Here is a 26,837-nt window from a genome sequence, read left to right on the forward strand (position 1 = left end):
GACATCGGTCGAATTCCGGGAAGTCCGTCGCCGGGCTGGGTCCGATCCGCCATTATTTCGACGTGCTTGCCGGTCTGCCGCCCCCGAAGGGGCGTTTCGCCTACCACCTGAAGGACGAGTCGTGGGAGTGGGACGACGACGTCTACCGCATCCACGGTCGCGAGCCGGGCTCGGTCGACCCGACCGAGGAGCTGGTCCGGACGAGCAAGCACGTGGACGACGTCGAGCACGTGAAGGCCGTGCTCGACCGCGCCGCGCGCGACGGTGGGTCGTTCGCCGTCTCCTACCGCGCCATCCGGGCCGACGGCAGCGAGCGCCAGGTCCTCCTCACCGGCTGCTGCTACCCCCGCAACAGCGACGTCGAGACGATCGAGGGCTACTTCCTCGACCTCACGACCATCTTCGAGGACGAGGTGCGCAAGGAGGCCTCGAAGTCGATCCAGGCCTCGTCGGAGTCGCGCAGCACGATCGAGCAGGCCAAGGGCGCCCTGATGGTGGTCTACGGTCTCAGTCCCGAAGCGGCGTTCACGATGCTGCAGTGGTGGTCGAAGAACCACAACGTCAAGCTCCGCGACCTCGCGAGCCGGCTGATGGAGGCCACGCAGAGCACCCTCGTCGTCGGCAAGGGTCTGCAGCAGCCCTTCGACAACCTGCTCTACGACCTCACCAGCCGGTGGTCCTCCGGTGAGGACAACCAGACCACCGATCGGCCGTCGACCTGACTGCGGGGTCCGGAGCCGGGTAGTTCCCAACCAGCCGGAGATCTCGGACCGGTCCGGGTTTCGGTCAGGTCCCGTCGGTTCAGCACAAGTGCTGGCGGGGCCGCCCCGGAACCTCCGGCAGAGACGCCGCTCAGTCGTTGGGTGTCAGCACCAGGGCCGGCACCCACGAGGTCACGACGACCCCGTCGATCTCCTGGCTGACCAGGCCCTCCCAGACGTCGCCACGCCGGCGCCACTGTTTCACGGCGCCGGACGTCTCCTCGACATCGTCGAGGGTGGTGGGCCTGACCTGCGGGGTGCCTGACGAGGCATCGTCGTTCCTCATTGATCCCGAACCTCAATGAGCCGTGTGCGGCTCGTGCTGTGCCGCAGGAGTGCGGCTACTTGCCGGGATCGGGGTGCCATGACCGGTCGACGACCTGGACCCTCGACAGTACGCCGATCCCGGCCGATTGCAAACGCGGCACACTCGTCCTGTGACAGCTCTGAGTCGCCGCACCCTGCTCGCCGCCGGATCGGCCGGCGCCCTCACGGCGTGCTCGTCGGAGCCGGCCGGCCGGCCGGGCAGCGGCGCTCCGAGCGGTGCTGCCGTCCCCAGCAGCCCGACACCGGCGACCCCCACGGGCGTGCCCTGGCAGGCCCTGGCCCGCGCGTTGGAGGGCGACCTCGTGCGACCCGCCTCGCCGTCGTACTCCTCGTTGCGGGTGACCCCCAACCCGCGCTTCGACAGTGCCCGTCCGCTCGCCCTGGCCGAGGTGGCGTCCGCGCAGGACGTCGCGACCGTGCTGCGGTTCGCGGCCGACCACGGGGTGCCGCTGGCGCTGCGGTCGGGCGGTCACAGCTATCCCGGCTGGTCGGCGGGCGACCGCCGGCTCGTCGTCGACTGCCGACGCCTCTCGGGGATCGGGTGGACGGGCACCGACGTGACGATGGGACCGGGCCGCCACCTGGCGGACGTGTACGCCGGCGTGGCCGGCCGCGGGCGAGCGGTCCCGGGCGGGTCCTGCCCCACCGTCGGGGTGGGCGGCCTGACGTTGGGCGGCGGGGTCGGCGTGCTCACGCGCGCCTACGGGCTCACCTGCGACCACCTGGTCGCCGCGCAGGCCGTGCTCCCCTCGGGTGAGGTCGTCACCGCGTCGCCGGACGACCACGACGACCTGTACTGGGCACTGCGCGGTGGCGGCGGCGGGCACACGGCCGTCGTCACGTCGATGACCTTCTCGACCGTCGTCGCACCGACGATCGTGTCGACCTACCTGACCTGGCCCGCCGCACAGGCCCCGACGGTGGTCCCGGCCTGGTTCGCGTGGATGGGGAGCGCCGACGCACGCGCGTGGTCGACGATCAAGCTGCTCGCCGGCGCCGCCCACCCGGACGGCCCGACCCTCGGGGCGACGGTGACCTGGGTGGGGCCGGCCTCCGGCTTCGACGCGGTGCTCGCGCCGATCCTGGCGACCGGGCCGACCGCGCGCTACGACCACACCCGCGACTACCTGTCCGCGATGCAGGCCTATGCGGGCACGGGTGCGCGCGAGGCGTTCGCCGCGACCTCCCACGTCGCCTACGCGCCGCCCGCGTCCGGCGCCCTCGGCGACCTCGTCGCCGCGGTCGCCACGACGCCGGGGACCCTGCAGGAGGCGGGGTTCTCGATCGACGCGCTCGGCGGGCACGTCGGCGACCTCGCCCCCACCGAGACGGCCTTCGTCCACCGCGAGGCACGGGCGACGGTGCAGTACACCGCGACCTACACCTCCGGAGGTCCGGCGCCGGCCCGGTCGTACGTCGAGCGGCTGCGCCGGCACATGACGCCGACCTGGGGCGAGCACGCCTACGTCAACTACGCCGATCCCTCGCTCGCCGACCCGGGTGACGCCTACTTCGGCGACAACTGGGGCCGGCTCCAGGAGGTCCGCAGCAGCTACGACCCCGACGGGCTCCTCACCCAGCCGCAGTGACGGCGCCCGTCGGGCCGGCTGCGGAATTCGGGAGGACGCCGGCACTGTCGCGTGACATCGTGCCGTCATGACCACGCGGCCCTCGATCTACGAGCACCTGCGTGGCCGCCTCGACGAGGTGGGCCGCCTGGAGGACCCCTCCCTCGTCCTGCCGGACGAGCGCGCCGCCACCGACGACGAGGTGCGGTGGGCGCCAGGGGCGATGGACGGCGTCCTCGGTCACCACGCCGGTGCCGGCGACGGGGACCAGCAGGCGCAGGTCGTGGTCACCGCCCTCCTCAAGGCGTGCCGACGCCCGACCCGGTCGCGACTGCGCGCCGTCCACGCGGCCGTGACCGCCGACAACGCCCTGTCCTACCTCGACGCGGCGATCGAGAGGCTGGCCGACGCCCGGCCCGACCCCGCCGCCCTGCACGAGGTGGGCCGCTGGCTCGCGACGACGGCGGCCGACCGCTCAGCGGTCAAGGTCGGCATCGCCCTGCTCGGAATCACCGGGCTCGGGCAGGACGTCGACGTCGTACGGGTCCTCGGCGCGCACGACGAGTTCACGCTGTACGCCGCCGTGGCGATGACCAACGGGCTCGAGCACCCGGACAGCGAGCTGTGGGCGCTGGCCGCCGCCGTCGACGGGTGGGGCCGGATCCACTGCGTGGAGCGGCTCCGCGGCACCACGGACCCCGCGATCCGTTCGTGGGTCCTGCGGACCGGCTTCCGCAACTCGGTCATGTACGAGTACCTCGCCTACATCGCGGCCACCACCGGCGGCCTGCTCGAGGCGCTGAGCGTCCCCGAGCCCGACCGCGACCTGCTCACCGCCGCCGGCGAGATCATGGAGGCGCTGGTCATGGGCGGGCCCGCCGAGGACATGCACGACTACGCCGACGGGGCCGACGCGGTGGCGGCCTACCTCGGTCACCTCTCGCGCCGGGCGGAGACGTTGGTCGACTTCCACGCGGTCGTCGCCATCCGCGACTTCCTCGCGAGTGATGCGGACTGGGACGACCTCGGCGCACGGGGCTGGACCGCCAGCCGCCGGGAGGCGTTCGAGCAGCGGTGCGCGGAGATCCTCGGCCGCCAGCACTGGCGCGAGCGCGTGATCCTCGCACTCGCGTCCGACCGGCCGGGCGAGTTCTGGCGCGCGGACCAGGCCGCTCGGGCGCTGGGGATCGACACCTACCGGACGCACCTGGAGCGGGTGCGTGCCGACCCGCTCGGGAGCGACTGGTTCGCCGCGTGGCAGCAGGCCGATCCGACCCGCGCCGTCGAGCTGGCGGCACTGGCGCGCGACCTCCTCCCGCTCGGCGAGATCGCGACCGGGCCTGGGACCGCGCTCGGCCTCGGGCCCGAGTGGCGCGCGCACTCCGCTCTCGACTGGTCGTTGCAGGCGCTCGGCGACCATCCCGGCGTGGGGGCCGAGCTGATCACCACGGGGCTGCGGAGCCCGGTGGTGCGCAACCGCAACATGGCACTGACGGCACTCGGGAAGTGGCCGCGCGACACCTGGCCGGAGGATGCGCGCCGGCTGGTCGCCGACCTGGCCCGGACGGACCCTCAGCCGAGGACGCGCGAGCTTGCCGCCGAGCTCGTGACGAGCGAGTGAGCACGACGGGCTAGGTGAGGTCGGCGGTCCCGAACGCGACGTTGAACCGGTCGCACCAGATGACGACCGACCGCATCGCGGCCAGCTCCACGCCCGCGGGGATCTCGTAGTTCTGGCTGCCCTGGTTGCCCTTGAGGCCGCCCAGCTCGACGTAGCGGCCGTCGTCGTAGCTCATCCACGAGCCGAAGCAGCCGCCGCAGTCGCCACCGCTGGGCTGGTCGGTGATCCACACGTGGAGGTCGGGGCCGTTGGAGGTGTCGAGGTCCTCCAGGCGCAGGTAGCGGGAGCCGTCGTCGCGCAGGTAGAGGATCGCCCGGCCCGACGTCTCGTGCTCGGCATCGATGAAGTCGGCCGCGGCGAGCTCGACGCGCTGCGGGTCGGCGGGCGCCGAGGTCGACGGGGACGCCGGCGTCGGGAAGGCCGTCTGGGACAGTCCGCCGGAGGCCGTGCCGACGACCTGGCCCACCTCGTCGGCCTCGTCGACCGTGTCGTCGACGACGAGCAGCCAGGGCTGGAAGACCAGCAGTCCGACCGCCACGACGACGACCAGCACCACACCGACGGCCAGCAGCGTCGCCCTCGTGCGCGTCATGGGGGTCTCCTCAGGTCAACAGCAGGGCGTCGAGCCGGCGTCGTACGACGGCCAGGCCCGCCAGCCCCATCACCAGAAGGTAGACGACCGAGATCGCGGACTCGATCGAGACGGTCCCGGTGGTGAGCTCGCGGCACAGCACGACCCCGCGGTAGAGCGGGGTGCACTCGACGACCCAGCGCACCGGCCCGTCGAAGGTGTCGACCGGGAAGAACGTCGCGGAGAAGAGGAAGAGCGGCAGCTGGACGAGCGTGATCTTGTCGAAGTCCTGGAAGTTGCGCATCCAGGTCGTCGCCGCCATGCACACCGCGCTGAACGCGAAGCCGATGAGCAGCACCGCCGGCAGTGCCAGCACCGCCCACCACGACTCGATCAGGCCCATGCAGAGCATGACGAGCAGGAACATCGCGGCGTAGGTCGACCCGCGCAGCTGCCCCCAGGCGATCTCCCCGCGCGCGATGTCGCCGGTCGAGAGCGGGGTGGCGAGCATCTGGTCGTAGAGCTTGACGTACTTCAGCTTGAAGAAGACGTTGAAGGTCGAGTCGAGCAGTGCTCCGTTGAAGGCCGACGCGGCGAGCATCCCCGGCGCGACGAAGGTCGCGTAGGAGACCTCCTTGCCGCCCACCTCGAAGCCGTTGACCAGGGCGCCGACGCCGATGCCGATCGAGAGCAGGTAGAAGACCGGCTCCAGGAAGCCGCTCAGGAAGAGCTTCCACGCGGCGCGGTAGACCGTGTAGTTGCGCAGGACGAGCAGCCGGGTGGCGGCGCTCGGGGTGAGCGGCGTGACGCCGGTGGTGTCGGAGGCGAGCAGCGCACTCGCCGGGGGTGTCCTCACGACAGCATCCGCTTCGCCAGCCCGGACACGGCCCAGCGCCAGCCGAGCAGCAGCACCGCGACGAGCACGGCGACGTTGACGCCGGCCAGCCACCAGGTGACGTTGTCGAGCGCGAACATCCGGGAGAGGTTGACGCCGTGCCACAGCGGGGTCAGCCGCGCGACCCATGCCCCGCCGCCCAGGTTGCTCACCGGGAAGAACGCCCCGGAGAAGAGGAAGAGCGGGAAGACGCCGAGCCGGAAGAGGACGCCGAAGCCCTCCTCGGAGTAGAGCCGGGTCGTGAACGCGTAGACGAGCGTCGCGAACGCCATGCCGGTCAGCACCTGCGACGCGAAGGCGAGGAACGGCCCCCACCAGGACTCGAACACGCCGAACGGCGCCATGACCAGCGTGTAGAGGCCGCAGGTCGCCGCGAGGTGCAGCGCGACGGAACCGAGGTGGGCGCCCACCACGTGGCGTGCCTGCAACGGCGTGGCCAGCATCGACTCGTAGGTGCGCTGCCACTTGATCATGCCCATCACCGGGTAGGTCGTCTCCGACACCGCGGTCTGCATGGCGTGGGCGGCGATGAGGCCGGGCACGACGAAGGCGAGGTAGGAGGTCGCCCCCTCCAGCTGGTCGGGGTCCGCCTCGACGAAGCCCCCGAGCAGCACGCCCATGGCGAGCACGTAGAGGAAGGGCGAGAGGAACGACGAGGCGACCACGCCGCGCCAGGTGCGGGCCCACAGGATCGCCCAGTAGTCGGCCTGGCGTCGTACTCCCTCGAGGAACGGCAGGTCGTGCGGCCGGGGCAGGGCGCTCGCCATCAGTCGACCAGCGTCCGGCCGGTGAGGCGGAGGAACACGTCTTCCAGCGTGGAGCGGCGCACCAGGCTCGCGATCGGCTGCAGGCCGCGCTCGTGGGTGCGGGCCAGCACCTCCTCGCCGTCGTGGGCGTACACCAGCAGCCGGTCGGGCAGCACCTCGACCCGCTCCCCCAGGTCGCCCAGCTGCTCGGCGAGGGCGGCGTGCTCGCCGACGCCGAACCGCAGCTCGGCCACCTCGCGCGTCGAGTGCTCCCGGATCAGGTCGCGCGGCGCACCCTCGGCGACGATGACGCCCTTGTCCATCACGACGAGGCGGTCGCACAGCTGCTCGGCCTCGTCCATGTAGTGCGTGGTGATCACCAGGGTGACGCCCGCCTGCTTGAGCCGGAACAGCTGGTCCCACAGCAGGTGCCGCGCCTGCGGGTCGAGACCGGTCGTGGGCTCGTCGAGCAGCAGCAGGTCGGGGCGGTTGATCAGCGAACGCGCGATCGTGAGCCGGCGCTTCATGCCGCCGGAGAGCTCGTCGACCTTCGCCCGCGCCTTCTCGGTCAGCTTCGCGAACTCCAGCAGCTCCTCGACCCGGTCGCGCACGACCTGCTTGGGCAGGCCGAAATAGCGCCCGTAGATGTAGAGGTTGTCCCGGACGTTCAGCTCGACGTCGAGGTTGTCCTCCTGCGGGCAGACGCCGAGGCGCCCCCGGATCGCCGGGCCGTCGACGGCCGGGTCCATGCCGAGGATCCGCAGCTCGCCGCCACTCACCGGCGAGACGGCGGCGATCATGCGCATCGTCGAGGACTTCCCGGCGCCGTTGGGACCGAGGAAGCCGAACGCCTCGCCGCGCCGCACCTCCAGGTCGACGCCCTTCACGGCCTCGAAGGTGGCGCCCGAGCTCTGCTCGAAGCTCTTGCGCAGGCCGCGCGCGAGGATCATCGCGTCGGTCGACGGTGGTCCCTCGGTACTGGTCGTGGTCCCGGACGCGGTGTCGCTCACCCGGCCGATCTTAAGAGCGCGCGCCAGCAGGTCGCGCTCGATTAACGTCGCAGCATGTCCGGACCCGTCGCCCTCGTCGAGGGCGAGAGCGATCGCACCGCCCTCCTCACGGTGGCCGCTCGCAGCGGTCGCGACCTGTCCGGTGCCGAGGTCGTCGCGATGGGCGGCATCACCAACCTGCGCCACCACCTGGCGGGCATTGCGCCCGACCGACGGGTGGTGCTCCTGCACGACGCGGGCGAGACGCCGTACGTCGAGCGCACGCTGGCCCACCTCGGCCGCGACCTGCCGCGCTTCGCCTGCGTCGCCGACCTCGAGGACGAGCTGGTGCGCGCGCTCGGCATCGCGGGTGCCCTCGACGTCGTCGCGGCCGCCGGCGACCTGGCCGCCTGGGAGATCCTCTGCAACCAGCCCTTCCACCGCGACCGCCCCGAGGAGCTGGTGCTGCGGAGGTTCTGGGGCACGACGAGCGGACGCAAGGAGAAGTACGCCGGCCTGCTCGCCGCCGCGCTCGAGCCCGACCGGGCTCCGGCACCCCTCGTCGGGGTGCTGGAGGCGCTGCAGGTCACCGGAAGAAGGTGAACCACCTGCGCCCGGTCTCCAGCGCGACCGGGTCGGCCGTCAGCCGGTGGACGCCGACCGACCACTGGGCCTGCTCGGGCGCGACGAACGCGACCTCCTCGAACCCGGCCTCGCCGAACCAGCGCCGGATCGACGGGGTCAGGTCCGGCTCGCCGCGGTGGCGGGTCCAGATCACCTCGGCACCGGTGGCGCACAGCTGCCGCGCCGCGTCGATCGTGACGCGGACGTCGTCGTCACCGATGTTGCCGAAGATGCCGCACAGGAGGACGAGGTCGGCGGGAGCCGCGTCGACGTAGAGGTCGCTCAGCGCGGCGTCGGCCCGTCGCACCTCGATCCGGGCGGGCAGCGCGGCGGCGGCCGCGCGGGCCCGTTCGGCGAGCCCGGGGTCGAGCTCGACGAGCAGCCCGGACACCCGGTCCGCGTCGTCGCGACCGGCCAGCACGCCGAGGACGTCCCGGCCGTCCCCGGCGCACAGGCTGACCATCCGCACGGGGACGGGGACGGTCGCCTCCAGGTGGCGGCGGACCTGCGCACGCACGGTGTCCAGACGCTCGTCGAGCGTGGACCCGGCGCGCTCGTACGCGTCGTGCCACTCCGACCAGTCGGTGCCGCTCACGTCGGCGACCCCAGGGCGATCCCCGCGCGGTCCAGCCACCACCTCAGGACAGCGGCGTCGCCGGCGTACGCGGTGGTCATCGTCTCGGCGGCGAGGGCGAGGTCGCCGGACCTTGCGGCGGCAGCGCCGTCGTCCCAGGCGGTGCGGTCCCCGGGGAGCGGGAGGGCGGCGAGCTGGCGGGCGCTCACCTTGACCGAGCCGGGCGTCAGTCCGGTGCCGACGTAGCGGGCGGCGGCGTCGGCCACCACCGGCGGCGCGAGCAGCACCGCGAGGACGCGCCACAGGTCGTCGGGGTCGCGCGGGACGACCGAGAGCACCGGGACGGACGGCAGCCACTCACCGCGTTCGTCCACCACCGCCTCGATCACCCGCCCCTGTCCGGCCACCAGCACCTTCGGGACGAGCCGGCCCGCGGCCCAGGCCCCGAGCTTGGGATCGCGCGCGGCCAGCGCCCGGACGTCGACCACCGGGGCGTCGTACTGCTGGCGCGCGAAGCGGGTCGGCCGCCGCCCCCACTCGTTGGAGCCGGGTTCGATCAGGCCGCTGGTGACGAGGGGCACGCCGTCGCCGCCGTCGCTCACGTGCGGCACCAGGCCGTAGTACTGGTCGCGGAAGTCGGCCGTGCAGGCGGCGAGGTCGCCGATCGTGCCGTGGCGGTCGGACAGGTCGACCGAGGGGATGTCGAACGAGGGCGCGGCGAGCCGTCCCCAGCCCCCGGGCGCAGGCCCGCCCGCCGCACCGATGCGCACCACCGGCACGCAGGTCAGCACCGTCGTGCCGCGGAAGACCGGCTTCGGGGAGACCCACAGGTCGGTCACCGCGCCCAGACGGGACGCCTCCTCGCGGACCGGGCCGGCGTCGCGCGCGCCGAGCACCGACAGCGGCTGCACGAGTGCGACCACGCCGCCCCGGCGGACGAGGCCGAGCGAGCGGTGCAGGAAGGCGGCGCTGGTGTCGGTGTAGGCGGCCAGGCCGCCGCGCTGGCCGGCCGTGCGCGACCTGAGCTGGCCGAGGAACGGCGGGTTGCCGACGACCGCGTCGAAGCGCTCGCCCTCCCACGCGGTGAGCCCGTCCTCGACACGGATGCGTCGCTCGATCTCGGCCATCGGCACGGCCGGGTCCTCGGCGTGGAGCCGGAGCCGGGCGATCCGGACGGCCTCGGGGTCGAGGTCGGAGCCGTGGACCACGCGGACGTCGCCGAGTCGACGTGCGGCTGCCACCAGGAAGTGACCGGTGCCGCAGGCCGGGTCGAGGATGCGCTGCGCGCGGCCCGTCAGTGCGCGATCGAGGATCCAGTCGACGAGCTCGGGCGGTGTGTAGAACGCGCCCTGCGCGCGTCGCTGCTCGCGGCGGTCACGGGCGAGGTGCTCCTCGTACTCAGTCGCGAGCGCTTCGGTCCGCTCGCGTTCGTCCACGGGCGAAAGGGTAGAGGGCGAGCAGGACCCCTGTCGTGTTATAGTCAACTTGACTACAACAAGGAGCGTCATCGTGACCCTTCGCACCGGACTACTGACCGACCGCTACGAGCTGACCATGCTCGACTCGTGGGTGCGCGACGGCTCGGCCGGTCACAGCGCCGTCTTCGAGGTGTTCGCCCGGCGCCTGCCGGAGGGCCGGAGGTACGGCGTCCTGGCCGGCCTGGGTCGCCTCCTCCCCCTCATCGAGGCGTTCACCTTCGACGCCGAGGAGATCGGCTGGCTGGAGGAGCAGGGGGTCGTCGGTGAGCAGACGGCCGCCTACCTCCGGGACTTCCGCTTCGGCGGCGACGTCGACGCCTACCCCGAGGGCGACCTCTACTTCCCCGGCAGCCCGGTGCTCACGGTGCGCGGCACGCTCGGCGAGTGCGTGGTGCTGGAGACGCTGGTGCTGAGCGTGCTCAACCACGACACCGCGATTGCGTCGGCGGCTGCGCGCATGGTGAGCGCAGCGGGCGGTCGCCCGCTCATCGAGATGGGAGGACGGCGCACCCATGAGCAGGCAGCGGTCGCCACCGCACGGGCGGCCTACCTCTCCGGCTTCGCCTCGACGAGCAACCTCGCGGCGGGCCGGCTCTACGGGATCCCGACCGTCGGCACGGCGGCGCACGCGTTCACGCTCGCCCACGAGAGCGAGGAGGCGGCGTTCCGCAGCCAGGTCGACGCACTCGGTCCCGGGACCACCCTGCTGGTCGACACCTACGACATCGCCGAGGGCATCCGCACCGCCGTGCGCGTCGCCGGTCCCGCGCTCGGCGCCGTGCGGATCGACTCCGGCGACCTCGCCGACGAGGCCGCCAAGGCCCGCACCCTCCTCGACGAGCTCGGGGCGCACGAGACCCGGATCGTGGCCACGAGCGACCTCGACGAGTTCGTCATCACCGCGCTCGCCGACGCGCCGATCGACGGCTACGGCGTCGGCACGAGGGTCGCGACCGGCTCGGGCCACCCGACCGCGAGCATGGTCTACAAGCTGGTCGCGGTCGGCGACGAGGCCGGCGGTCCCCTGCGCCCGGTCTCGAAGAAGTCGAAGGACAAGGTCTCCGTCGGCGGGCAAAAGACCGCCTGGCGGCAGTACGACGACGGGCTGCTCGTCCGCGAGGGCTTCACCGTCGAGGGCGCCCCAGCCCCAGCCGGTGCGCAACGCGCGCAGGTCCCCGCCATCCGCGCCGGAGCGATCGTCCACGCACCGGGCATCGAGGAGATCCGGGCCGCCACCGCGGCAGCCCTGCGCTCCCTGCCGCCCGAGGCGCACTCGGTCGCCGCCGGTGCGCCCTACCTGAACGTCACACCCTGGAACCAGGAGGAGACAGCATGAGCAACGCATCCGCCCCTACCCACCGGGCACTGATCGTGGTGGACGTGCAGAACGACTTCGTCGAGGGCGGCTCGCTCGCCGTGGCCGGGGGGCGCGACGTCGCCAGCCGGATCAGCGAGCACCTCGCAGCCCACGCGGGCGACTACGACGTGATCGCGGCCTCGCGCGACTGGCACCACGCCCACGGCACCAACAGCGGCCACTTCGCCGCCCCGGGCGAGCAGCCGGACTACGTCGACACGTGGCCGGCGCACTGCGTCTCCGACGACGCCGGCTCCGACTACGCGCCGGAGCTCGTGACCGATGCCGTGACGCATCACGTCCGCAAGGGACAGGGCGTGCCGGCGTACTCCGCCTTCGAGGGCACCACCGACGACGGTGCGATGCTCGCCGACGTGCTGCGCGCCGCCGGCGTGACCGACGTCGACGTGACCGGCATCGCCACCGACCACTGTGTGCGCGCGACCGCGCTGGACGCGCGGCGGGAGGGCTTCGCCGTACGGCTGCTGGAGGGCCTGCACGCCGGCGTGGCGCCGGCGACGAGCGCGGCCGCGCTCGAGGAGATGGCTGCGGCGGGGGTGGCGCTGTGAGCGAGCACCCGCCGTTCGCCGTGGCCGTCGACCTGGCGATCTTCACGATCCGCGACGGCGCTCTGTCGGTGCTGCTGGTCGAACGCGGTGAGGAACCGTTCGCCGGCTCGTGGGCGCTCCCCGGCGGGTTCGTCGAGCCCGACGAGGATGCCGAGCAGGCGGCCTGGCGCGAGCTGCGCGAGGAGACCGGCGTCGAGGAGCTGTCCGGCTACCTCGAGCAGCTGCGCACCTACTCCGCCCCCGACCGCGACCCGCGGATGCGGGTCGTGTCGGTCGCGCACGTGGCGCTCGCCCCCGACCTGCCGGAGCCGCAGGCCGGCACCGACGCCGCCGACGCGCGCTGGTGGGTCGTCGACGACCTGCTGTCCGGCGGCGACGAGGCACCCGAGCTGGCCTTCGACCACCGGCAGATCCTCGTCGACGCGCGCGAGCGCGTGCGGGCCAAGCTGGAGTACACGACCCTGGCCACCGAGTTCGTCGCCGAGCCGTTCACGCTGCCCGAGCTGCGGCGGGTCTACGCGGCCGTGTGGGGCTCCCCGCCCGACCTCGGCAACTTCCGGCGCAAGGTGCTCGGCACCGACGGGTTCGTCGTGCCGACCGACGCCCATGGCTCGCCGACCGGCGCCGGCGGCCGGCGGGCCCTGCTCTACAGGAGCGGTCCCGCGACGGTGGTGTCGCCGCCGATGGTGCGCGGCTGAGGGTCCGGCGAGCCCGGCCCGCGCCGCCGACGCGTGGTCCACAGCAACCCCGCCAGCCCGGTCGCGATCGGCAGCAGAACCGCCCACCCGGTGAGCACGACGAGCACGATCGACGCCGCCACCGACACGACCGCGGCGACCCGCGGCCAGCCCCCGGGCAGCAGCCGGACGGCCGCGGCCGTCCCCACCACGTAGACGAGGGCGAAGGTCCCGGTGGTCACGAGCAGGGTGGCGTCCGTCGGCCTCCCGAGTGCGGCCTCGCCGATCGTGACGAGGAGCCCGAGCCCGACGACGACCGACAACGCGTGCCGGGGCGTACGACGGCCGTCGCCGATGTCGGACCCGAGCCAGCGCGGCATCGCGCCGGTGATGGCGAGGGCGGCGCCGAGCCGCGAGGCGCCGGCGAAGTAGGAGTTGATCGCGCCCACCGTCAGCAGCACGGCGATGACGGTCGTCAGCGGTCGCGCCCACTCGCCGAAGGCGCCGGCGAGCAGGTCGGCCAGCGGCGCGCGCCCGGTCGCGTGACCGAGCACGCCGACGGTCACGAACGCGATGCCGAGGTAGAGCACGGTCACGATGCCGAGCGTCGTCGAGGTCGCGCGGCCGATGTCGCGCGCAGGGTCGCGGTACTCCGCCGACAGCGAGCTGACGATCTCCCAGCCCGCGAAGGCCCACACCAGCACGGCGGCGGCCGACCCGACCCCCGACCAGCCGTGCGTCAGGAACGGCGAGAAGTGGCCGGGGTCGACGCGCGGCACGGAGACCACGATCACCACGAGCAGCAGTGTCGCGATGGCGCCGGCGATCGCCAGCTGCACCCCGGCGGAGACCTGGATGCCGAACCAGTTCATCACCGCGACCACGCAGATGACGGCGGCGGTCACCACGACCTCGGTGCTGCGTCCGCCGCCCACCGCGTCGGCGACGTACGACGCCGCGAAGCCCGCCGCCACCGGGGCGCCGATCGGGATCGCGAGGAAGAAGCCCCAGCCCACCATCGTCGAGACCCTCTCACCGAAGGCGAGCCGGGCGTAGGTGGCGACGCCGCCCCCGTCGGGGTGCCGGGCGCCCAGCGCCGCGAACGTGGCGGCGAGCGGCACCGAGATGAGGAGCAGGGCCGCCCAGGCGACGAGGGACGCCGGTCCGGCCGCCTCGATCGCGAGCGCCGGCAGCGAGATCACGCCGGTGCCGAGGACCGCCGCGAGGGTCAGCGCGGTGCCCTGGACGACGGAGACCGAGCCGCCCGTGGACTCGGGCGAGGTGGTCACGCGAGGTCCTCGGCGCGGGACAGCACGTCGGCGGGCACGTCCTGGTGCGAGTCGGGGCCGCTCACCGGACGCAGCGCGACCCGGCGCAGCGGGATGTGGCCGCCCCAGACACCGGTCGCGACGTCGTCGTCCTCGTCGACCGGCCCTCCGGTGCGCTCCTTCATCGAGGCCTCGCGCAACGGAAGGGCGAGCACGGCGGTCGCGGCCAGCTCCTTGCGGGTGGAGGCGCGCAGGGTGGCCGCGCGGCCCGGGATCATGTGGTCGACGATCAGGTCGAGCGCGTGCTGCCGCTCGCGCGCGTCGTCGACGAGCCGGGCGCGGCCGATGACGACCGCCGAGCGGTAGTTCATCGAGTGGCCGAAGGCGCACCGCGACGCGACCAGCCCGTCGAGCTCGGTGACGGTGACGCAGACGTCGGTCGTGATGGCCGTCCGCAGCCAGCCCGCTCCGGTGGAGCCGTGCAGGTAGAGCGTGCCGTCGGCGTCCGGACCGTCCGGGTCGACGGCATAGGCCATCGGCAGCACGACCGGGTGGCTGGCTCCGTCGCGGGTGACGACGGCGCCGACGTGGGCGACGAGGGCATCGCCGAGGAGAGCGAGCATCCGGCCGCGCTCGGCGACGGCGCGGTGGGTCTCGCGGGTGACGGTGGTGCGAAGGGTGGGCGACAGCACGCTCATGGGACTAGCCTGCTCCTGTATTGGCCCGTGGTCACGGGCCAATGATCGACCAGATCGACAGGCCACTCGATGCGCACCCTCCCCGTCCGGCTCGACCGCGACCACCCCGATCCTCTCGGCGTGCAGCTCTCCACCCAGGTCCGCGACCTCGTCCTCGCCGGCACCCTCGAGCCCGGCGACCGGCTGCCCAGCACCCGGGCGCTCGCGGCCGACCTCGGCGTGGCGAGGTCGGTCACCGAGCAGGCCTACGACCAGCTCCTCGCAGAGGGCTGGGTGACGGCGCAGCGGGGCGCCGGCACGTTCGTCGCCTCGGGCGGCGGCCCGCGCACGGTCACGGGCGGCGGCCGGCCGCGGCCCACCGCCGAGCCCGAGCTGATCGGCCTCGACCTGGGCTCGCCGTGGATCGACCCGCGCCACGCAGCGGGGTGGCGGCGCGCCTGGCGCGAGGTCTCCGCGGCCTCGGCACCGCGGGGCTACCCGGATCCGCGCGGCATCCCCGCCCTCCGGTCGGCGATCGCCGACCGGCTGGCCCGCACCCGCGGCCTCGCCGTCGACCCCGACGAGGTGCTGCTGACCTCCGGCACGACCGACGGCCTGCGCCAGCTGCTCCCCCACCTGCCCGCCGGCGCGGTCGGCGTCGACGACCCGGGCTACCGGGCGGCGTACGAGACCGTGCGCGCGGCGGGTCGCGACGTCGTCGACCTGACGCCGGGTGAGCCGATCCGGATGGACCGGCTCGGCGCGGCCTACGTGACCCCCGCCCACCAGCACCCGCTCGGCCACGTGATGCCCGCGCCCGACCGACTCGCACTCCTCGAGGCGGCCCGGGCCCGCGGTGCCGTCGTGGTCGAGGACGACTACGACTCCGAGTTCCGCTACGACGTCGCGCCGATCCCGGCCCTGGCCGCGCTCGAGCGCAGCCACGTCGCCTACCTCGGCACCGCGTCGAAGTCCGTCGGCCCCGGCCTGCGGATCGGCTGGATGGTGCCGCCGCCCGGACTGCTCGCCCCGCTGGTCGCCCTGCGCGAGCAGACCTACGACATGCCCTCGTGGCCGACGCAGCACGCCCTCCTCACCCTCCTGCGCGAGGGCTGGGTCGACAAGGTGGTCCGCACCGCGCGCCGCGTGTACGCCGACCGGGCCCCCCGCGTCGCCGAGACGCTCGCGCCCCACGGCACCCCCGCGAGTCCCGCGGCGGGGATGTACTCCACCTGGCTGATGCCGCCTGCCGCCGTACACAAGGCCCGCGAGGCCGCCCGGGTCGCCGGCTTCGACGTCGCTCCCCTCGCCAGCTACTGCCGATCCGCCCGGATCAGCGGCCTCGTGGTCGGCTTCGGCGGCGTCACCGACGCCGAGCTCGATCGCGCCCTCGCCGCGATCCGCCGCGGGCTGGAGGGGTGAGGCGTGTTCAACTCCCTGGTTGACAACCCCCGCGGCGGATGATCTACTCAACCGCATGGTTGAACACGAGGACCGCCTCTCGCGGGTCTTCGCCGCTCTGGCCGACCCCACCCGGCGCGACATCGTGGCGCGGCTGGCGGCGGGCGAGGCCGAGGGCGTCGCGGTCGGCGAGCTGGCCCGGCCCTACGACGTCTCGCTGCAGGCCGTCTCCAAGCACATCAACGTGCTGGAGGAGGCGGGCCTCGTGCGGCGCAGCAAGGACGCCCAGCGGCGACCGGTGCACCTGGAGGCGGAGGTCTTCGACCTGATGACGAAGTGGATCGAGCGCTACCGCACCCAGGCGGAGGAGCGCTACCGGCGACTGGACGCGCTCCTGGACCGGATGCAGGACAGGACCGACGACCGGAACCAGGCAGAGGGAGCAGGATGAGCACGGCAACGCAGGGCACGCAGATCGAGGCCGATCCGGACCTCCCCAAGGTCCGGATCGTGCGGGAGTTCGACGCCCCCGTCGAGCTGGTCTACCGCGCGCACGTCGAACCCGACCTGATCGCGCAGTGGCTCGGACCGGCGAGCATGGAGTGCCGCATCGAGAAGTGGGACATGCGCACCGGCGGCGAGTACCGCTACACCGCGCTCCGCGACGGCGAGGAGGTCGCGCACTTCTACGGCTCGGTGCACCGCGTCTGGGAGGGTCGCAAGATCGTCCAGACGTTCGGCTTCGACGAGATGCCGGAGGCGGTCAGCCTCGACACGCTCGAGCTGCACGACCTCGGCGACGGCCGCACCCGCCTGGAGATCGTCTCGGTCGTCGACTCGATGGAGGCGCAGGCCGGGATGATGGCCAGCGGCATGGAGGTCGGCGTCAACGAGGGGTACGCCGCCCTCGACTCCCTCCTGACGTCGTTGGTCGAGGAGGTCGCGCAGCGACCGTCACGAGACCAAGGAGCCGACGCGTGATCCCCGACGACCCGGCCGGCGAGCACCGCGCCATCGCCGCGACCTTCACCGAGACCGCGCGCAACGTCGCCCCGGACCAGTGGGACGCCCGCTCCCCCGTCGACGACTGGCGGGCGCGCGACGTCGTACGCCACCTCGTGGAGTGGTTCCCCGCCTTCCTCGCCGACGGCAGCGACCTCCGGCTCGCGCCCGGCCCCTCGGTGGACGACGACCCGCTCGGTGCGTGGGAGCACCACGCCGCGGCCGTGCAGGCGGTGCTCGACGACCCGGCCAGCGCGGACGTCGCCTTCGCCCACCCGCGGCTCCCCGCGATGCCGCTCCCCCGGGCGGTCGCGCAGTTCTACACCAACGACGTCTTCATGCACTCCTGGGACCTCGGCCGCGCGACCGGTCAGGACGTCCGTCTCGACGAGGACCGCTGCCGCGCGATGCTCACCGGCATGGAGCCGATGGACCAGATGCTGCGCGAGAGCGGGCAGTACGGCGCCCGGGTGCCCGTCCCCGACGACGCCTCCTGGCAGGACAGGCTCGTCGGGTTCATCGGGCGCGACCCCGCCTGGCGGCCGGCGACCTAGAGCCAGCTCGGCCCCTCGCCGCCCACCGCCTCGACCAGGCGACGCCCGACGTGGTCGGCGTTGGCGCGGTGCACGTCCACGGGCACGACCGGCAGGTTCTCCTCCCAGTCCAGGAGCGGTGACCCGCGCAGCTGGAGGACCCGCGCCGGCCGGCCGAAGAACATCAGGTGGAGGTGCGCGCCGCCGTCGCCGAAGCGGTAGAGCTGGGTGCGCGCGACGCTCGGGAGCTCCTCGACGGCCGCCGACACCTTGACGACCAGCTGCCCCATCTCCCCCGCGATCTCGTCGGGCACGGTCGACAGGTCGCAGTGGACGAGCGGTTCGAGGATCAGGAACACCGGAACCTTGGTGTCGTTGCCGACGACCAGCCGCCACCGCTCGTTGCGCCACGCGATCCCGGCCACCGGCAGCTGCGCGTCGGCGTCCGTGCACCAGCAGTCGGCGGCGTCCTCACCTCGTCGCGCCGGTTCCGCGTCGGCCAGCGGCTGGAGCGGCTTGATGCGCAGGGAGTCGAGCTCGTAGGGGTAGATGTCCCAGCCGGGCATCTCCTCGACCGCGACCGCCAGCCGGCCCTCGTCGTCGGTGGCGGCGGCGATCCGTGCGTAGTACTCCTCGGGCGTCTCCAGGTCCATGGCCCGATCCTGCCTCAGCAGGCGCCAGGAATCAGCCCAGGATGAAGAAGGCGCTCCCGGAGACGGACTTGTAGTCGTTCGTGCCGGCGTAGGTCGCAGTGAACCGGAGCCTCGACAGCTCCGAGCGGAGCAGCGGCCCCTGGCAGGTGGCGATGCCGTCGGCGCCGGTCGTGCCCGTGCAGACCGGCCTCCCTGCCACCGAGAAGGTGACCGGCTCGCCGTCGAAGGGCTCCACCCCGATCCACATGCTGCTGACGAACCGCCAGGTCTTCAGTCGCGCCGAGAACCGCGCCGCATGCCCGGGTAGCCCGCGCTTCGCCTTCACCTGGTCGATCCACGTGGGGACCTTCTCGATCTGGAAGGTCTGCGTGGCCCGTGGTGCCGGCAGGTAGTCGGCGTCGCCGGGCTGGTCGGCCCAGATCGTGCAGGTGCCGGCATGGTCGAAGCTGATCGGTGCCCACGTGCCGTCGCTCGGGAAGAGCGGATGCGTGCTGATCGAGCAGACCCCCGCCGACTCGGGCGCGATCGAGTACACCACCTGGAGGCCCGAGCTGGCCTCGGCCTCCGCGGAGTACTCGAAGCCGAGGATCGAGTCTCCCCGGTACCAGTCCGCTCCCGACTGCACGGAGTTGGTGAACGTGATCGTCTGGCTCTGGGCGGCGGTCGCGGACGACGGCGCCACGGTTCCGAGCGCGGCAACCAGCCCGAGGACGGTGAGCGCGCCGATGCGGCGGGAGCGGACCACGCATGCTCAACGCTCCCGGCGGGCCGAGGTGACGCGGGCGGGCGCCCGAGCGCCGATCACCTCACGGTGAAGAGCGCGCTCTTGTAGGTCCGTGCGTAGTCGCGGTTGCCGGAGTAGACCGCGATGAACCGCTTCGTCGGCAGCTCGCTGTCGAGGAGGGCGCCTCGGCAGGTGGCGATGCCGTTGGAGTCGGTCGTCCCCGTGCAGACCGGCCGGCCGGCGACCTTGAACGTGACCGGCTGGCCGATGAAGGGCACGACCGACAGCCAGTTGCTGGCGATGAAGTCCCAGGTCTCCAGCCGGGCCGTGAACCAGGCCGGGTGACCGGGCAGTCCCTGCTTGCCGCGCACCCGGTCCATGAACGTCTGGACCTTCTCGACCTGGAACGACTGGACGGCTTGCGGAGCGGGCAGGTACTGGTCGTTGCCCGGCTGGTCGGCGAGCACGGTGCAGGTGCCGGCGCCCATGAAGTTGATCCCCGCGCCCGACCCGAACAACGGGTCGTCGGTGTAGACCTGCCGGATCCAGCACACGTGTGCTGACTCCGGAGCGATCGAGTACTCCACGGGGAGACCCGAGCTCGCGGTCGCGGACGCGACGTACTGCGGGAAGCAGCAGTTCAGACCGGTGATCCAGTCCTCCCCCGACGGCGCGGTGCTGGTGAAGTCGAGGGACTGGTGCTGGTCGGCAACCGCCGAGGGATCGTGGCCACGGGCGTCGGCCGGTGCCGCCGCCACAGAGCCCAACGCGGCCGTCAGTCCGAGAGCACCGAGGATGCCGAGCAGACGATGAGGGAGCATGGAATTCACCCTAAGGCGAAGTACGCGCTCCCGGAGACGGATTGGTAGTCGCTCGTGCCGGCATAGGTCGCGGTGAACCGCAGCCTGGTCAGCTCCGAGCGCAGCAGCGTGCCCTGGCAGGTGGCGATGCCGTCGGAACCGGTCGTGCCGGTGCAGACCGGCCGCCCGGCGACGGAGAACGTCACGCGCTGACCGCTGAAGGGCAGCATCGCGCCCCAGAAGCTGCTGATGAACTGCCAGGTCAGGAGCCTGGCGGAGAACCTGGCGGGTCGCTGGCCGGGCAGGCCACGCCTGGCCTGCGCGTGCTCCATCCGGGTCTCGACCCGCTCGATCTTGAACGACTGGATGGCCCGCTGCGCCGGAAGGAAGTCCTCGTTGCCCGCCTGATCGGCCAGCACGGCGCAGGTGCCTCCTCCGTCGAAACGGATCGCGGCTCCCGAGCCGAAGCTGGAGTCGTTGGAGAAGACCTGGGTGATCGTGCACACGTCTGCGGACGCCGGAGCGATCGAGAAGCTCACCGGAAGTCCCGAGCTGGCGGTCGCCCTGACGATGTACTGGAAGTCGTACAGGTTGTTCCGACTGGTGTACCAGTCCACGCCCGACGGTGCTGTCGTCGTGAACTGGACCGTCTGGGCTTGGGCCGCCACAGCGCGTGGCGTGGGCGCCAGCGCACCGAGCGCGGCAACCAGCCCCAGGACGGCGAGCACGCCGATGGGGCGGGAGCGGACCATGTCGGTTCAACTCCGACCGACCGCGCCGGGTCACGCCGCCTAGGAACCGACGCGCCGACGGACGTACCTAAGTCCCCGATCCGGTCCCGGCTGAGCGTCGCCCTCTGCCGGAAACGGGGCTTTGGTACGTCCGCGCGCGACCTCTTCACGCAGGAACGGGCCGGACGCGGCGGAAGGTCGCCGACGTGCAGGAGGGACAGGTCGATCGGCGGTGGTCAGCGCACCGGCCGCGCGAACCAGATCGTGCGGTGCGTCCACTGCCCCGGCCCGGTCCGGGTGCCGGAGCACACGATGATCGCGACCCGCGGCGGCCCGTCCTCGCGGTAGTAGGGCGGGTAGCCGTCGCTCGCGAGCACCTCGATGCGCTTGGTCACCCGGTAGCAGAGCGTGTCGGCGCCGCCGTTCAGCAGGATCTCGTCGCCCTTGTCGAGGCCGTCGAGCAGGGCGTTGCCGAGGGCCGAGCCGTCGGGCCAGGTGTGGGTGTTGAGCAGCACGTTGCCGCGCTTGCTGCCCGGCCGGATGCCGCCGAGGTCCCAGGCGAAGTCGGCCTTGTCGCTCTCCGGGAGCACGCCCGTGACGCCGCGGCTGTCGCGCGGCACCCCGTAGACGGCGGCGTCGTCGACGACGCCCTTGATGCTGATCTGCAGCGGCGTGAACGGGTGCGCGGCCGGCCGGTCGCACGGGCCCGGCAGCGGCGCGAGGGTGGGAGCGTCGACAGTCGAGCTGGTGGCCGTCGGGGTCGGGGCCGGCGCGGCCTCGGGAGCCGCCGGGTTCGACCGGAGCAGCCACCACGCGAGCGCGCAGGCAACGGCCACGACGACCAGCGTCGCGGACGTGACCAGCGTGGAGCGGCGGCGCACGGAGCCATTGTGGCCGAGATGTCGCCGGTCCGCCGTACGCTCCCGACATGGCGTACGACGAAGCGCTGGCCGACCGCATCCGGGCCCTCCTGGAGGGGGCGCCCCAGCTCAGCGAGAAGAAGATGTTCGGCGGCCTCGGGTTCATGGTCGGCGGCAACATGGCGATCGCCGCGAGCGGCCAGGGCGGGATCATGGTGCGGGTCGACCCTGCCGAGGGCGAGCACCTGATCGCCACCACCGCGGCCGAGCCGATGGAGATGCGCGGCCGCACGATGTCCGGGTGGCTGCGGGTCGGCACCGCCGACGTCGCCACCGACGAGGCGCTCGAGGAATGGGTGGAGCGCGGAGCGTCGTACGCCGGCTCGCTGCCCGCCAAGTAGCGACCGGACGACCTCGCCCGGAGGTCTCAGCGCACGAAGATGCAGAACGGGTGGCCCGAAGGGTCAGCAAGCACGAAGAGCGGCTCGTCCTCGTCGTCGGACCGGTCGAGGAGCAGCTTCGCGCCGAGCAGCTCAGCGCGGGCCTTGTTCCACTGCAGCTCCTCCACGTCGGCGACGGTCATGTCGACGTGCATCTGCATCGGCACGTCGTGCTCCGGCCAGGTCGTCGGCTCGAGACGCTCGACCTGCTGGAAGGCCAGCAGCCGGCGACCGTTGCCGGCGACGAGCACCAGCCACTCCTTGTCGTCGGGCGAGCCGTCGGTCGGCGGCTCGTCGCCCTTGCGGTACTCCACCCCCAGCAGCTCCCGGTAGAACTCGGCGAGTCCGCGGCAGTCGGTCGTGTCGATGGCGGTCTGGAGCAGGCGGGGGTAGTCCATGCCTTCAACGTCTTCCATGTCGGTGGCGTGCGCAAGGATGTTCAGGTGGCGAAGTACCCCGATCCGCTGAGCGGATTCAGCGAGCCGACCCGGACCTGGTTCCGGGCCGCGTTCGCCGAGCCCACGCCTGCGCAGGCGGGCGCGTGGGAGTCGATCTCGGGAGGCCACCACACCCTGGTGATCGCACCCACGGGGTCGGGCAAGACGCTCAGCGCGTTCCTCGCCTCGATCGACCGGCTGCTGACCACACCCGTCCCCGACGACAGGACCAAGCGCACCCGGGTCCTCTACATCTCGCCGCTCAAGGCGCTCGCGGTCGACGTGGAGCGCAACCTGCGCGCCCCGCTCGCGGGCATCCGGCAGACGGCCGAGCGGCTCTCGGTCGGCGCGAAGCTGCCCGACCTCCGGGTCGGCATCCGATCCGGAGACACCCCGGCCAACGAGCGCCGCACGCTCACCACGCGACCGCCCGACATCCTCATCACCACGCCGGAGTCGCTGTTCCTGATGCTCACCAGCCGGGCGCGCGAGTCCCTCGCGGGCATCGACACCGTGATCATCGACGAGGTCCACGCCGTGGCCGGCACCAAGCGCGGCGCCCACCTCGCGCTCACGCTCGAGCGGCTCGACGTGCTGCTCCCCCAGCCCGCGCAGCGGATCGGGCTCTCGGCGACGGTCCGGCCGCCCGAGGAGGTCGCGCGGTTCCTCGGCGGGCGCGCACCCGTGCAGATCGTCGCGCCGCCGGCGCACAAGGAGTGGGACCTGCGGGTCGTCGTCCCCGTCGAGGACATGACCGAGCCCGACGCCGGGCGCGCGGAGGTGGAGGAGTACGACGACCTCGGCGAGTCGGTCTCCCGCCGCCGGGCGAGCATCTGGCCCCATGTCGAGGAGCGCGTCGCCGACCTCATCCGCGAGCACCGCTCCACGATCGTCTTCGCCAACTCGCGGCGCACCGCCGAGCGGCTCACCGCCCGGCTCAACGAGATCGCCACTGGCGAGAGCACCGACGGGGTGGTCCCACCCGCGCAGGTCATGGCGCAGGCGGGACTCTCGGCCGGGTCGGCCAACCTGCTCGCGAAGGCCCACCACGGCTCCGTGTCGAAGGAGCAGCGCGCGCAGATCGAGGACGACCTCAAGGCCGGCCGGCTGCCGGCCGTCGTGGCGACCAGCAGCCTCGAGCTCGGCATCGACATGGGCGCGGTCGACCAGGTCCTGCAGATCTCCTCTCCGCCGAGCGTGGCCAGCGCGCTGCAGCGGGTGGGTCGCGCGGGCCACCAGGTCGGCGAGACGTCGAAGGGCGTGTTCTTCCCCCAGCACCGCGGCGACCTCGTGCCCGCCGCGGTCTCGGTTGCGCGGATGCGCACCGGGGGCATCGAGGCGCTGCGCGTGCCGGCCAACCCGCTCGACGTGCTCGCGCAGCAGGTCATCGCGGTGACCGCGATGGACGAGTGGGACGTCGACGAGCTCTTCGACACCATCCGGCGCGCGGCGCCCTACGCCGGCCTGCCGCGCTCCGCCTACGAGGCGACGCTCGACCTGCTCGCGGGCCGCTATCCCAGCGACGAGTTCGCCGAGCTCCGGCCGCGGATCACCTGGGACCGGGTCACCGGCACGATCGCCGGTCGTCCCGGCGCGCAGCGCCTGGCCGTGACCAGCGGCGGGACCATCCCCGACCGGGGGCTCTACGGCGTGTTCCTCGTCGGCGAGGGCACCGGCCGGCGCGTCGGCGAGCTCGACGAGGAGATGGTCTACGAGAGCCGGGTCGGCGACGTCTTCGCACTCGGCGCCACCAGCTGGCGCATCGAGGACATCACCCACGACCGGGTGCTCGTCTCCCCCGCGCCGGGCGTGCCCGGGCGGCTGCCGTTCTGGAAGGGCGACACGCTCGGGCGACCCGCCGAGCTCGGCGCCGCGGTCGGGGCGTTCACCCGCGAGCTGTCCGTGCTGCCCGACGACCAGGCCCGGGCGCGGGCCGCGGCCGAGGGGCTCGACGACAACGCCGTCACCAACCTCGTCACCTACGTGCGCGAGCAGGTCGAAGCCACGCGGCTGGTGCCCAGCGACACGACCCTGCTCATCGAGCGGTTCCGCGACGAGCTCGGCGACTGGCGGCTGGTCCTGCACTCCCCCTACGGCACGGCGGTCCACGCCCCCTGGTCGCTGGCGATCAACGCGCGGCTGCGCGAGCGCTACGGGCTGGCCGGACAGGGCAGCCAGGCGATCGCGTCCGACGACGGCATCGTGATCCGCATCCCCGACACCGACGCCGAGCCCCCGTCGGCCGACCTCGTGGTCTTCGAGCCCGACGAGATCGACGAGATCGTCACCCGGGAGGTCGGGGGGTCCGCGCTGTTCGCGAGCCGGTTCCGGGAGTGCGCCGGGCGCGCGCTGCTCCTCCCGCGCCGCGACCCCGGGCGCCGCAGCCCGCTGTGGCAGCAACGGCAACGTGCCGCCGCGCTGCTCGAGGTCGCCACCCGCTACCCGTCCTTCCCGATCGTGCTCGAGACCGTGCGGGAGGTGCTCAACGACGTCTACGACCTCCCCAGCCTCAAGGCCCTGCTCTCGCGGGTGGAGCGCCGCGAGGTCACGGTCACCGACATCGAGACCACGCAGCCGTCGCCGTACGCCCGGACGTTGCTGTTCGGCTACGTCGCGCAGTTCGTCTACGAGGGCGACTCCCCCATCGCCGAGCGGCGGGCGGCCGCGCTCACCCTCGACCAGGGCCTGCTCGCCGAGCTGCTCGGGCGCGCCGAGCTGCGCGAGCTGCTCGACCCCGACGTGCTCGCCGAGGTCGAGGCCGAGCTGCAGCGGGTCGCGCCCGACCGCCGCGCCCGCGACGCCGAGGGCATGTCCGACCTGCTGCGCCTCCTCGGTCCGCTGACCATCGCGGAGGCGGCCGCGCGAGCCGTCGACGACGCACCGGTCGCCGACTGGCTGGCCGACCTGACCGCGACGCGACGGGTGGTCCCGGTGCGGATGGCGTACGGCGACGCGTGGGCCGTCGTCGAGGACGTCGCCCGCCTCCGTGACGGCCTCGGGGTGCCGGTGCCGCCCGGCACGCCCGCGACGTTCACCGAACCGGTCGACGACCCGCTCGCCGACCTCGTGGCCCGCTACGCGCGCACCCACGGCCCGTTCACCGACCTCCAGGTGGCCGAGCGGCTCGGGCTCGGCATCGCCGTCGTGCGTCACACGCTGCAGCGGCTGGAGGCGCAGGGCCGCGTGCTCACCGGCGAGTTCCGGCCGACGGGCGTCGGCGACGAGTGGTGCGACGCGGAGGTGCTGCGCCGGCTGCGGCGCCGGTCGCTGGCCAAGCTGCGTCACGAGATCGAGCCGGTCGACCCGGTGGCGCTCGCACGCTTCTCGGCCGCCTGGCAGCAGGTGACGCCGTCGGGTCGCGGGCTGCGCGGCATCGACGGGGTGCTGCGTGCCGTGGAGCAGCTGGCCGGTGCACCCGTGCCGGCGTCCGCGCTCGAGCCGCTCGTGCTCGCGTCCCGGGTGCGCGACTACGAGCCGGCCTACCTCGACGAGCTCACGGCCACCGGCGAGGTGGTCTGGGCCGGCCACGGCGCGCTGCCCGGCAGCGACGGCTGGGTCTCGCTGCACCTGGCCGACCAGGCGCCACTGACGCTGCCGGACCTCCAGGGCGAGGTCGACGACGAGCTGCAGCGCCAGGTGCTCACGGCGCTGGCCCCGGGCGGCGCGTGGTTCTTCCGCCAGCTCAGCGACGCCGTCGGCAGCCTCGACGACGCCAAGCTGAGCGCGGCGCTCTGGGAGCTCGTGTGGGCCGGGCGCATCAGCAACGACACGCTCGCGCCGGTCCGGGCGCTCACCAGCTCCGGCCGAGCCGCCCATCGCAGCCGCCGGGCCGCGCCGCGCCCCGGCCGGGTCGCACGGTCGGGTCCGCCCGAGACCGCGGGCCGTTGGGCGCTGCTGCCCCCCATCGACACCGACCCCACCCGGCGCGCCCACGCCACCGCCGAGCGGCTCCTCGACCGGCACGGCGTGGTGACGCGTGGTGCCGTGGTGAGCGAACGGGTGCCGGGCGGCTTCGCCGCCGTCTACCGCGTGCTCTCGGCCTTCGAGGAGACCGGCCGCTGCCGGCGCGGCTACTTCGTGGAGGGCCTGGGAGCCGCCCAGTTCGGCACCGCGGGCTCCGTCGACCGGCTGCGCACCTTCGCGCACGTCTCCGAGCACGACAAGCCGGTCGCGATCGCCCTGGCTGCGACCGACCCCGCCAACCCGTTCGGTGCGGCCCTGTCGTGGCCCGCCTCCGCCACCGCGGGAGAGGGCGAGAGCGGCCACCGGCCCGGGCGCAAGGCGGGCGCGATCGTCGTGCTCGTCGATGGAGCGCTGGTCCTCTACGTCGAGCGTGGCGGCCGCACCCTGCTGACGTGGAGCGACGAGCCCGAGCAGCTGGGCCCGGCCGCCGAGGCGCTGTCCGCCGCCGTGCGCCGGGGCACGCTCGGTCGGCTCACCGTCGAGAAGGCCGATGGCGCCCCGCTGCTCGGTGGCGGTCCGAGCAACCTCCGAGCAGCGCTCGACGCGGCGGGCTTCGTGGCGACGCCGCGCGGCCTGCGGATCCGCGGCTGA

The 26,837-nt window shown here is 73.2% G+C and carries 28 protein-coding genes; 13 read left to right on the forward strand and 15 right to left on the reverse strand.

Features of this window, described 5'->3' with window-relative positions; translation table 11 throughout:
- The first annotated feature begins 62 nt into the window (after positions 1–62).
- Positions 63–722: a PAS and ANTAR domain-containing protein gene (locus ACAX67_RS15220; RefSeq protein ID WP_370704717.1), complete on the forward strand. Its 660-nt coding sequence runs from the start codon at positions 63–65 to the stop codon at positions 720–722.
- A gap of 130 nt (positions 723–852) precedes the next feature.
- On the opposite strand, the gene ACAX67_RS15225 is transcribed toward ACAX67_RS15220, so the two are convergent.
- Positions 853–1,047, reverse strand: coding sequence for a hypothetical protein (locus ACAX67_RS15225; RefSeq protein WP_370704718.1), 195 nt, complete (start codon positions 1,045–1,047; stop codon positions 853–855).
- 151 nt (positions 1,048–1,198) lie between these two features.
- Here ACAX67_RS15225 and ACAX67_RS15230 point away from each other — a divergent pair, with 151 nt between their 5' ends.
- Both ACAX67_RS15230 and ACAX67_RS15235 read left to right on the forward strand, forming a co-directional pair.
- The gene (locus ACAX67_RS15230) at positions 1,199–2,677 is read left to right on the forward strand and encodes an FAD-binding oxidoreductase (protein ID WP_370704719.1); all 1,479 of its coding nucleotides are present in this window, start codon (positions 1,199–1,201) and stop codon (positions 2,675–2,677) included.
- 67 nt (positions 2,678–2,744) lie between these two features.
- Positions 2,745–4,277 (forward strand): hypothetical protein, encoded by a 1,533-nt coding sequence (locus tag ACAX67_RS15235; RefSeq protein WP_370704720.1) that lies wholly within the window; start codon positions 2,745–2,747, stop codon positions 4,275–4,277.
- Positions 4,278–4,287: 10 nt separating this feature from the next.
- Here the strand turns inward: ACAX67_RS15235 and ACAX67_RS15240 are convergent, their stop codons facing one another.
- Genes ACAX67_RS15240 through ACAX67_RS15255 form a run of 4 tightly spaced genes read right to left on the reverse strand, consistent with a single transcriptional unit; the run spans position 4,288 to position 7,499 of the window.
- Entirely contained in the window at positions 4,288–4,869 is a 582-nt protein-coding gene (locus tag ACAX67_RS15240) for a DM13 domain-containing protein (protein WP_370704721.1), read from the reverse strand.
- A 10-nt stretch (positions 4,870–4,879) separates the two neighbouring features.
- Complete coding sequence (locus ACAX67_RS15245) at positions 4,880–5,704, reverse strand: ABC transporter permease (RefSeq protein WP_370704722.1); 825 nt, start codon at positions 5,702–5,704, stop codon at positions 4,880–4,882.
- Positions 5,701–6,510, reverse strand: a complete 810-nt coding sequence (locus ACAX67_RS15250; RefSeq protein ID WP_370704723.1) for an ABC transporter permease — start codon at positions 6,508–6,510, stop codon at positions 5,701–5,703. Before ACAX67_RS15250 ends, ACAX67_RS15245 begins: the two co-directional genes overlap by 4 nt.
- Positions 6,510–7,499, reverse strand: a complete 990-nt coding sequence (locus tag ACAX67_RS15255) for an ATP-binding cassette domain-containing protein (RefSeq protein WP_527891030.1) — start codon at positions 7,497–7,499, stop codon at positions 6,510–6,512. Before ACAX67_RS15255 ends, ACAX67_RS15250 begins: the two co-directional genes overlap by 1 nt.
- 54 nt (positions 7,500–7,553) lie before the next feature.
- Between ACAX67_RS15255 and ACAX67_RS15260 the strand changes: the two genes are divergently transcribed.
- Positions 7,554–8,081: a hypothetical protein gene (locus ACAX67_RS15260; RefSeq protein WP_370704724.1), complete on the forward strand. Its 528-nt coding sequence runs from the start codon at positions 7,554–7,556 to the stop codon at positions 8,079–8,081.
- Here ACAX67_RS15260 and ACAX67_RS15265 read toward each other — a convergent pair.
- Both ACAX67_RS15265 and ACAX67_RS15270 read right to left on the reverse strand, forming a co-directional pair.
- Complete coding sequence (locus ACAX67_RS15265) at positions 8,065–8,697, reverse strand: SAM-dependent methyltransferase (RefSeq protein WP_370704725.1); 633 nt, start codon at positions 8,695–8,697, stop codon at positions 8,065–8,067. The genes ACAX67_RS15260 and ACAX67_RS15265 overlap by 17 nt on opposite strands.
- Complete coding sequence (locus ACAX67_RS15270) at positions 8,694–10,112, reverse strand: HsdM family class I SAM-dependent methyltransferase (RefSeq protein WP_370704726.1); 1,419 nt, start codon at positions 10,110–10,112, stop codon at positions 8,694–8,696. Before ACAX67_RS15270 ends, ACAX67_RS15265 begins: the two co-directional genes overlap by 4 nt.
- A gap of 73 nt (positions 10,113–10,185) precedes the next feature.
- On the opposite strand from ACAX67_RS15270, the gene ACAX67_RS15275 reads away from it, so the two are divergent.
- The 3 genes from ACAX67_RS15275 to ACAX67_RS15285 are packed head-to-tail and all read left to right on the forward strand — an operon-like array spanning position 10,186 to position 12,778.
- On the forward strand, positions 10,186–11,490 hold the full coding sequence (locus ACAX67_RS15275; protein WP_370704727.1) for a nicotinate phosphoribosyltransferase: 1,305 nt from the start codon (positions 10,186–10,188) through the stop codon (positions 11,488–11,490).
- Entirely contained in the window at positions 11,487–12,080 is a 594-nt protein-coding gene (locus ACAX67_RS15280) for an isochorismatase family protein (RefSeq protein WP_370704728.1), read from the forward strand. Before ACAX67_RS15275 ends, ACAX67_RS15280 begins: the two co-directional genes overlap by 4 nt.
- Positions 12,077–12,778 carry an NUDIX hydrolase gene (locus tag ACAX67_RS15285; RefSeq protein ID WP_370704729.1) on the forward strand — a complete coding sequence of 234 codons (702 nt, stop codon included), beginning with the start codon at positions 12,077–12,079 and terminating at the stop codon, positions 12,776–12,778. The genes ACAX67_RS15280 and ACAX67_RS15285 overlap by 4 nt, the downstream gene beginning before the upstream one ends.
- Here the strand turns inward: ACAX67_RS15285 and ACAX67_RS15290 are convergent.
- Entirely contained in the window at positions 12,727–14,046 is a 1,320-nt protein-coding gene (locus tag ACAX67_RS15290; RefSeq protein ID WP_370704730.1) for an APC family permease, read from the reverse strand. The genes ACAX67_RS15285 and ACAX67_RS15290 overlap by 52 nt on opposite strands.
- The gene (locus ACAX67_RS15295; protein ID WP_370704731.1) at positions 14,043–14,723 is read right to left on the reverse strand and encodes a pyridoxamine 5'-phosphate oxidase family protein; all 681 of its coding nucleotides are present in this window, start codon (positions 14,721–14,723) and stop codon (positions 14,043–14,045) included. Before ACAX67_RS15295 ends, ACAX67_RS15290 begins: the two co-directional genes overlap by 4 nt.
- A gap of 69 nt (positions 14,724–14,792) precedes the next feature.
- On the opposite strand from ACAX67_RS15295, the gene pdxR reads away from it, so the two are divergent.
- Genes pdxR through ACAX67_RS15315 form a run of 4 tightly spaced genes read left to right on the forward strand, consistent with a single transcriptional unit; the run spans position 14,793 to position 17,659 of the window.
- Positions 14,793–16,124: a MocR-like pyridoxine biosynthesis transcription factor PdxR gene (gene pdxR / locus ACAX67_RS15300; protein ID WP_370704732.1), complete on the forward strand. Its 1,332-nt coding sequence runs from the start codon at positions 14,793–14,795 to the stop codon at positions 16,122–16,124.
- A 55-nt stretch (positions 16,125–16,179) separates the two neighbouring features.
- Positions 16,180–16,554 (forward strand): ArsR/SmtB family transcription factor, encoded by a 375-nt coding sequence (locus tag ACAX67_RS15305; protein WP_370704733.1) that lies wholly within the window; start codon positions 16,180–16,182, stop codon positions 16,552–16,554.
- Positions 16,551–17,084, forward strand: coding sequence for an SRPBCC family protein (locus ACAX67_RS15310; RefSeq protein WP_370704734.1), 534 nt, complete (start codon positions 16,551–16,553; stop codon positions 17,082–17,084). Before ACAX67_RS15305 ends, ACAX67_RS15310 begins: the two co-directional genes overlap by 4 nt.
- A complete protein-coding gene (locus ACAX67_RS15315; RefSeq protein ID WP_370704735.1) occupies positions 17,081–17,659 on the forward strand; it encodes a TIGR03086 family metal-binding protein in 579 nt (192 codons plus the stop codon). Before ACAX67_RS15310 ends, ACAX67_RS15315 begins: the two co-directional genes overlap by 4 nt.
- On the opposite strand, the gene ACAX67_RS15320 is transcribed toward ACAX67_RS15315, so the two are convergent.
- The 5 genes from ACAX67_RS15320 to ACAX67_RS15340 all read right to left on the reverse strand — a co-directional run bounded on the left by ACAX67_RS15320 (position 17,656) and on the right by ACAX67_RS15340 (position 21,427).
- Positions 17,656–18,291, reverse strand: coding sequence for a hypothetical protein (locus ACAX67_RS15320; RefSeq protein ID WP_370704736.1), 636 nt, complete (start codon positions 18,289–18,291; stop codon positions 17,656–17,658). The genes ACAX67_RS15315 and ACAX67_RS15320 overlap by 4 nt on opposite strands.
- Before the next feature lie 31 nt (positions 18,292–18,322).
- Positions 18,323–19,036 carry a hypothetical protein gene (locus ACAX67_RS15325; protein ID WP_370704737.1) on the reverse strand — a complete coding sequence of 238 codons (714 nt, stop codon included), beginning with the start codon at positions 19,034–19,036 and terminating at the stop codon, positions 18,323–18,325.
- 56 nt (positions 19,037–19,092) lie between these two features.
- Entirely contained in the window at positions 19,093–19,836 is a 744-nt protein-coding gene (locus tag ACAX67_RS15330; protein ID WP_370704738.1) for a hypothetical protein, read from the reverse strand.
- Positions 19,837–19,841: 5 nt separating this feature from the next.
- A complete protein-coding gene (locus tag ACAX67_RS15335) occupies positions 19,842–20,567 on the reverse strand; it encodes a hypothetical protein (protein WP_370704739.1) in 726 nt (241 codons plus the stop codon).
- Between the two features lie 215 nt (positions 20,568–20,782).
- Positions 20,783–21,427, reverse strand: a complete 645-nt coding sequence (locus ACAX67_RS15340) for a class F sortase (RefSeq protein WP_370704740.1) — start codon at positions 21,425–21,427, stop codon at positions 20,783–20,785.
- Positions 21,428–21,474: 47 nt separating this feature from the next.
- Between ACAX67_RS15340 and ACAX67_RS15345 the strand changes: the two genes are divergently transcribed.
- Positions 21,475–21,807, forward strand: a complete 333-nt coding sequence (locus tag ACAX67_RS15345) for a TfoX/Sxy family protein (RefSeq protein ID WP_370704741.1) — start codon at positions 21,475–21,477, stop codon at positions 21,805–21,807.
- A 26-nt stretch (positions 21,808–21,833) separates the two neighbouring features.
- Here the strand turns inward: ACAX67_RS15345 and ACAX67_RS15350 are convergent, their stop codons facing one another.
- A complete protein-coding gene (locus ACAX67_RS15350; RefSeq protein WP_370704742.1) occupies positions 21,834–22,244 on the reverse strand; it encodes a VOC family protein in 411 nt (136 codons plus the stop codon).
- A gap of 45 nt (positions 22,245–22,289) precedes the next feature.
- Here ACAX67_RS15350 and ACAX67_RS15355 point away from each other — a divergent pair, with 45 nt between their 5' ends.
- A complete protein-coding gene (locus ACAX67_RS15355; protein ID WP_370704743.1) occupies positions 22,290–26,837 on the forward strand; it encodes an ATP-dependent helicase in 4,548 nt (1,515 codons plus the stop codon).

It is taken from the genome of Nocardioides candidus, assembly GCF_041321175.1.
In the GTDB taxonomy this organism is placed as follows: domain Bacteria; phylum Actinomycetota; class Actinomycetes; order Propionibacteriales; family Nocardioidaceae; genus Nocardioides.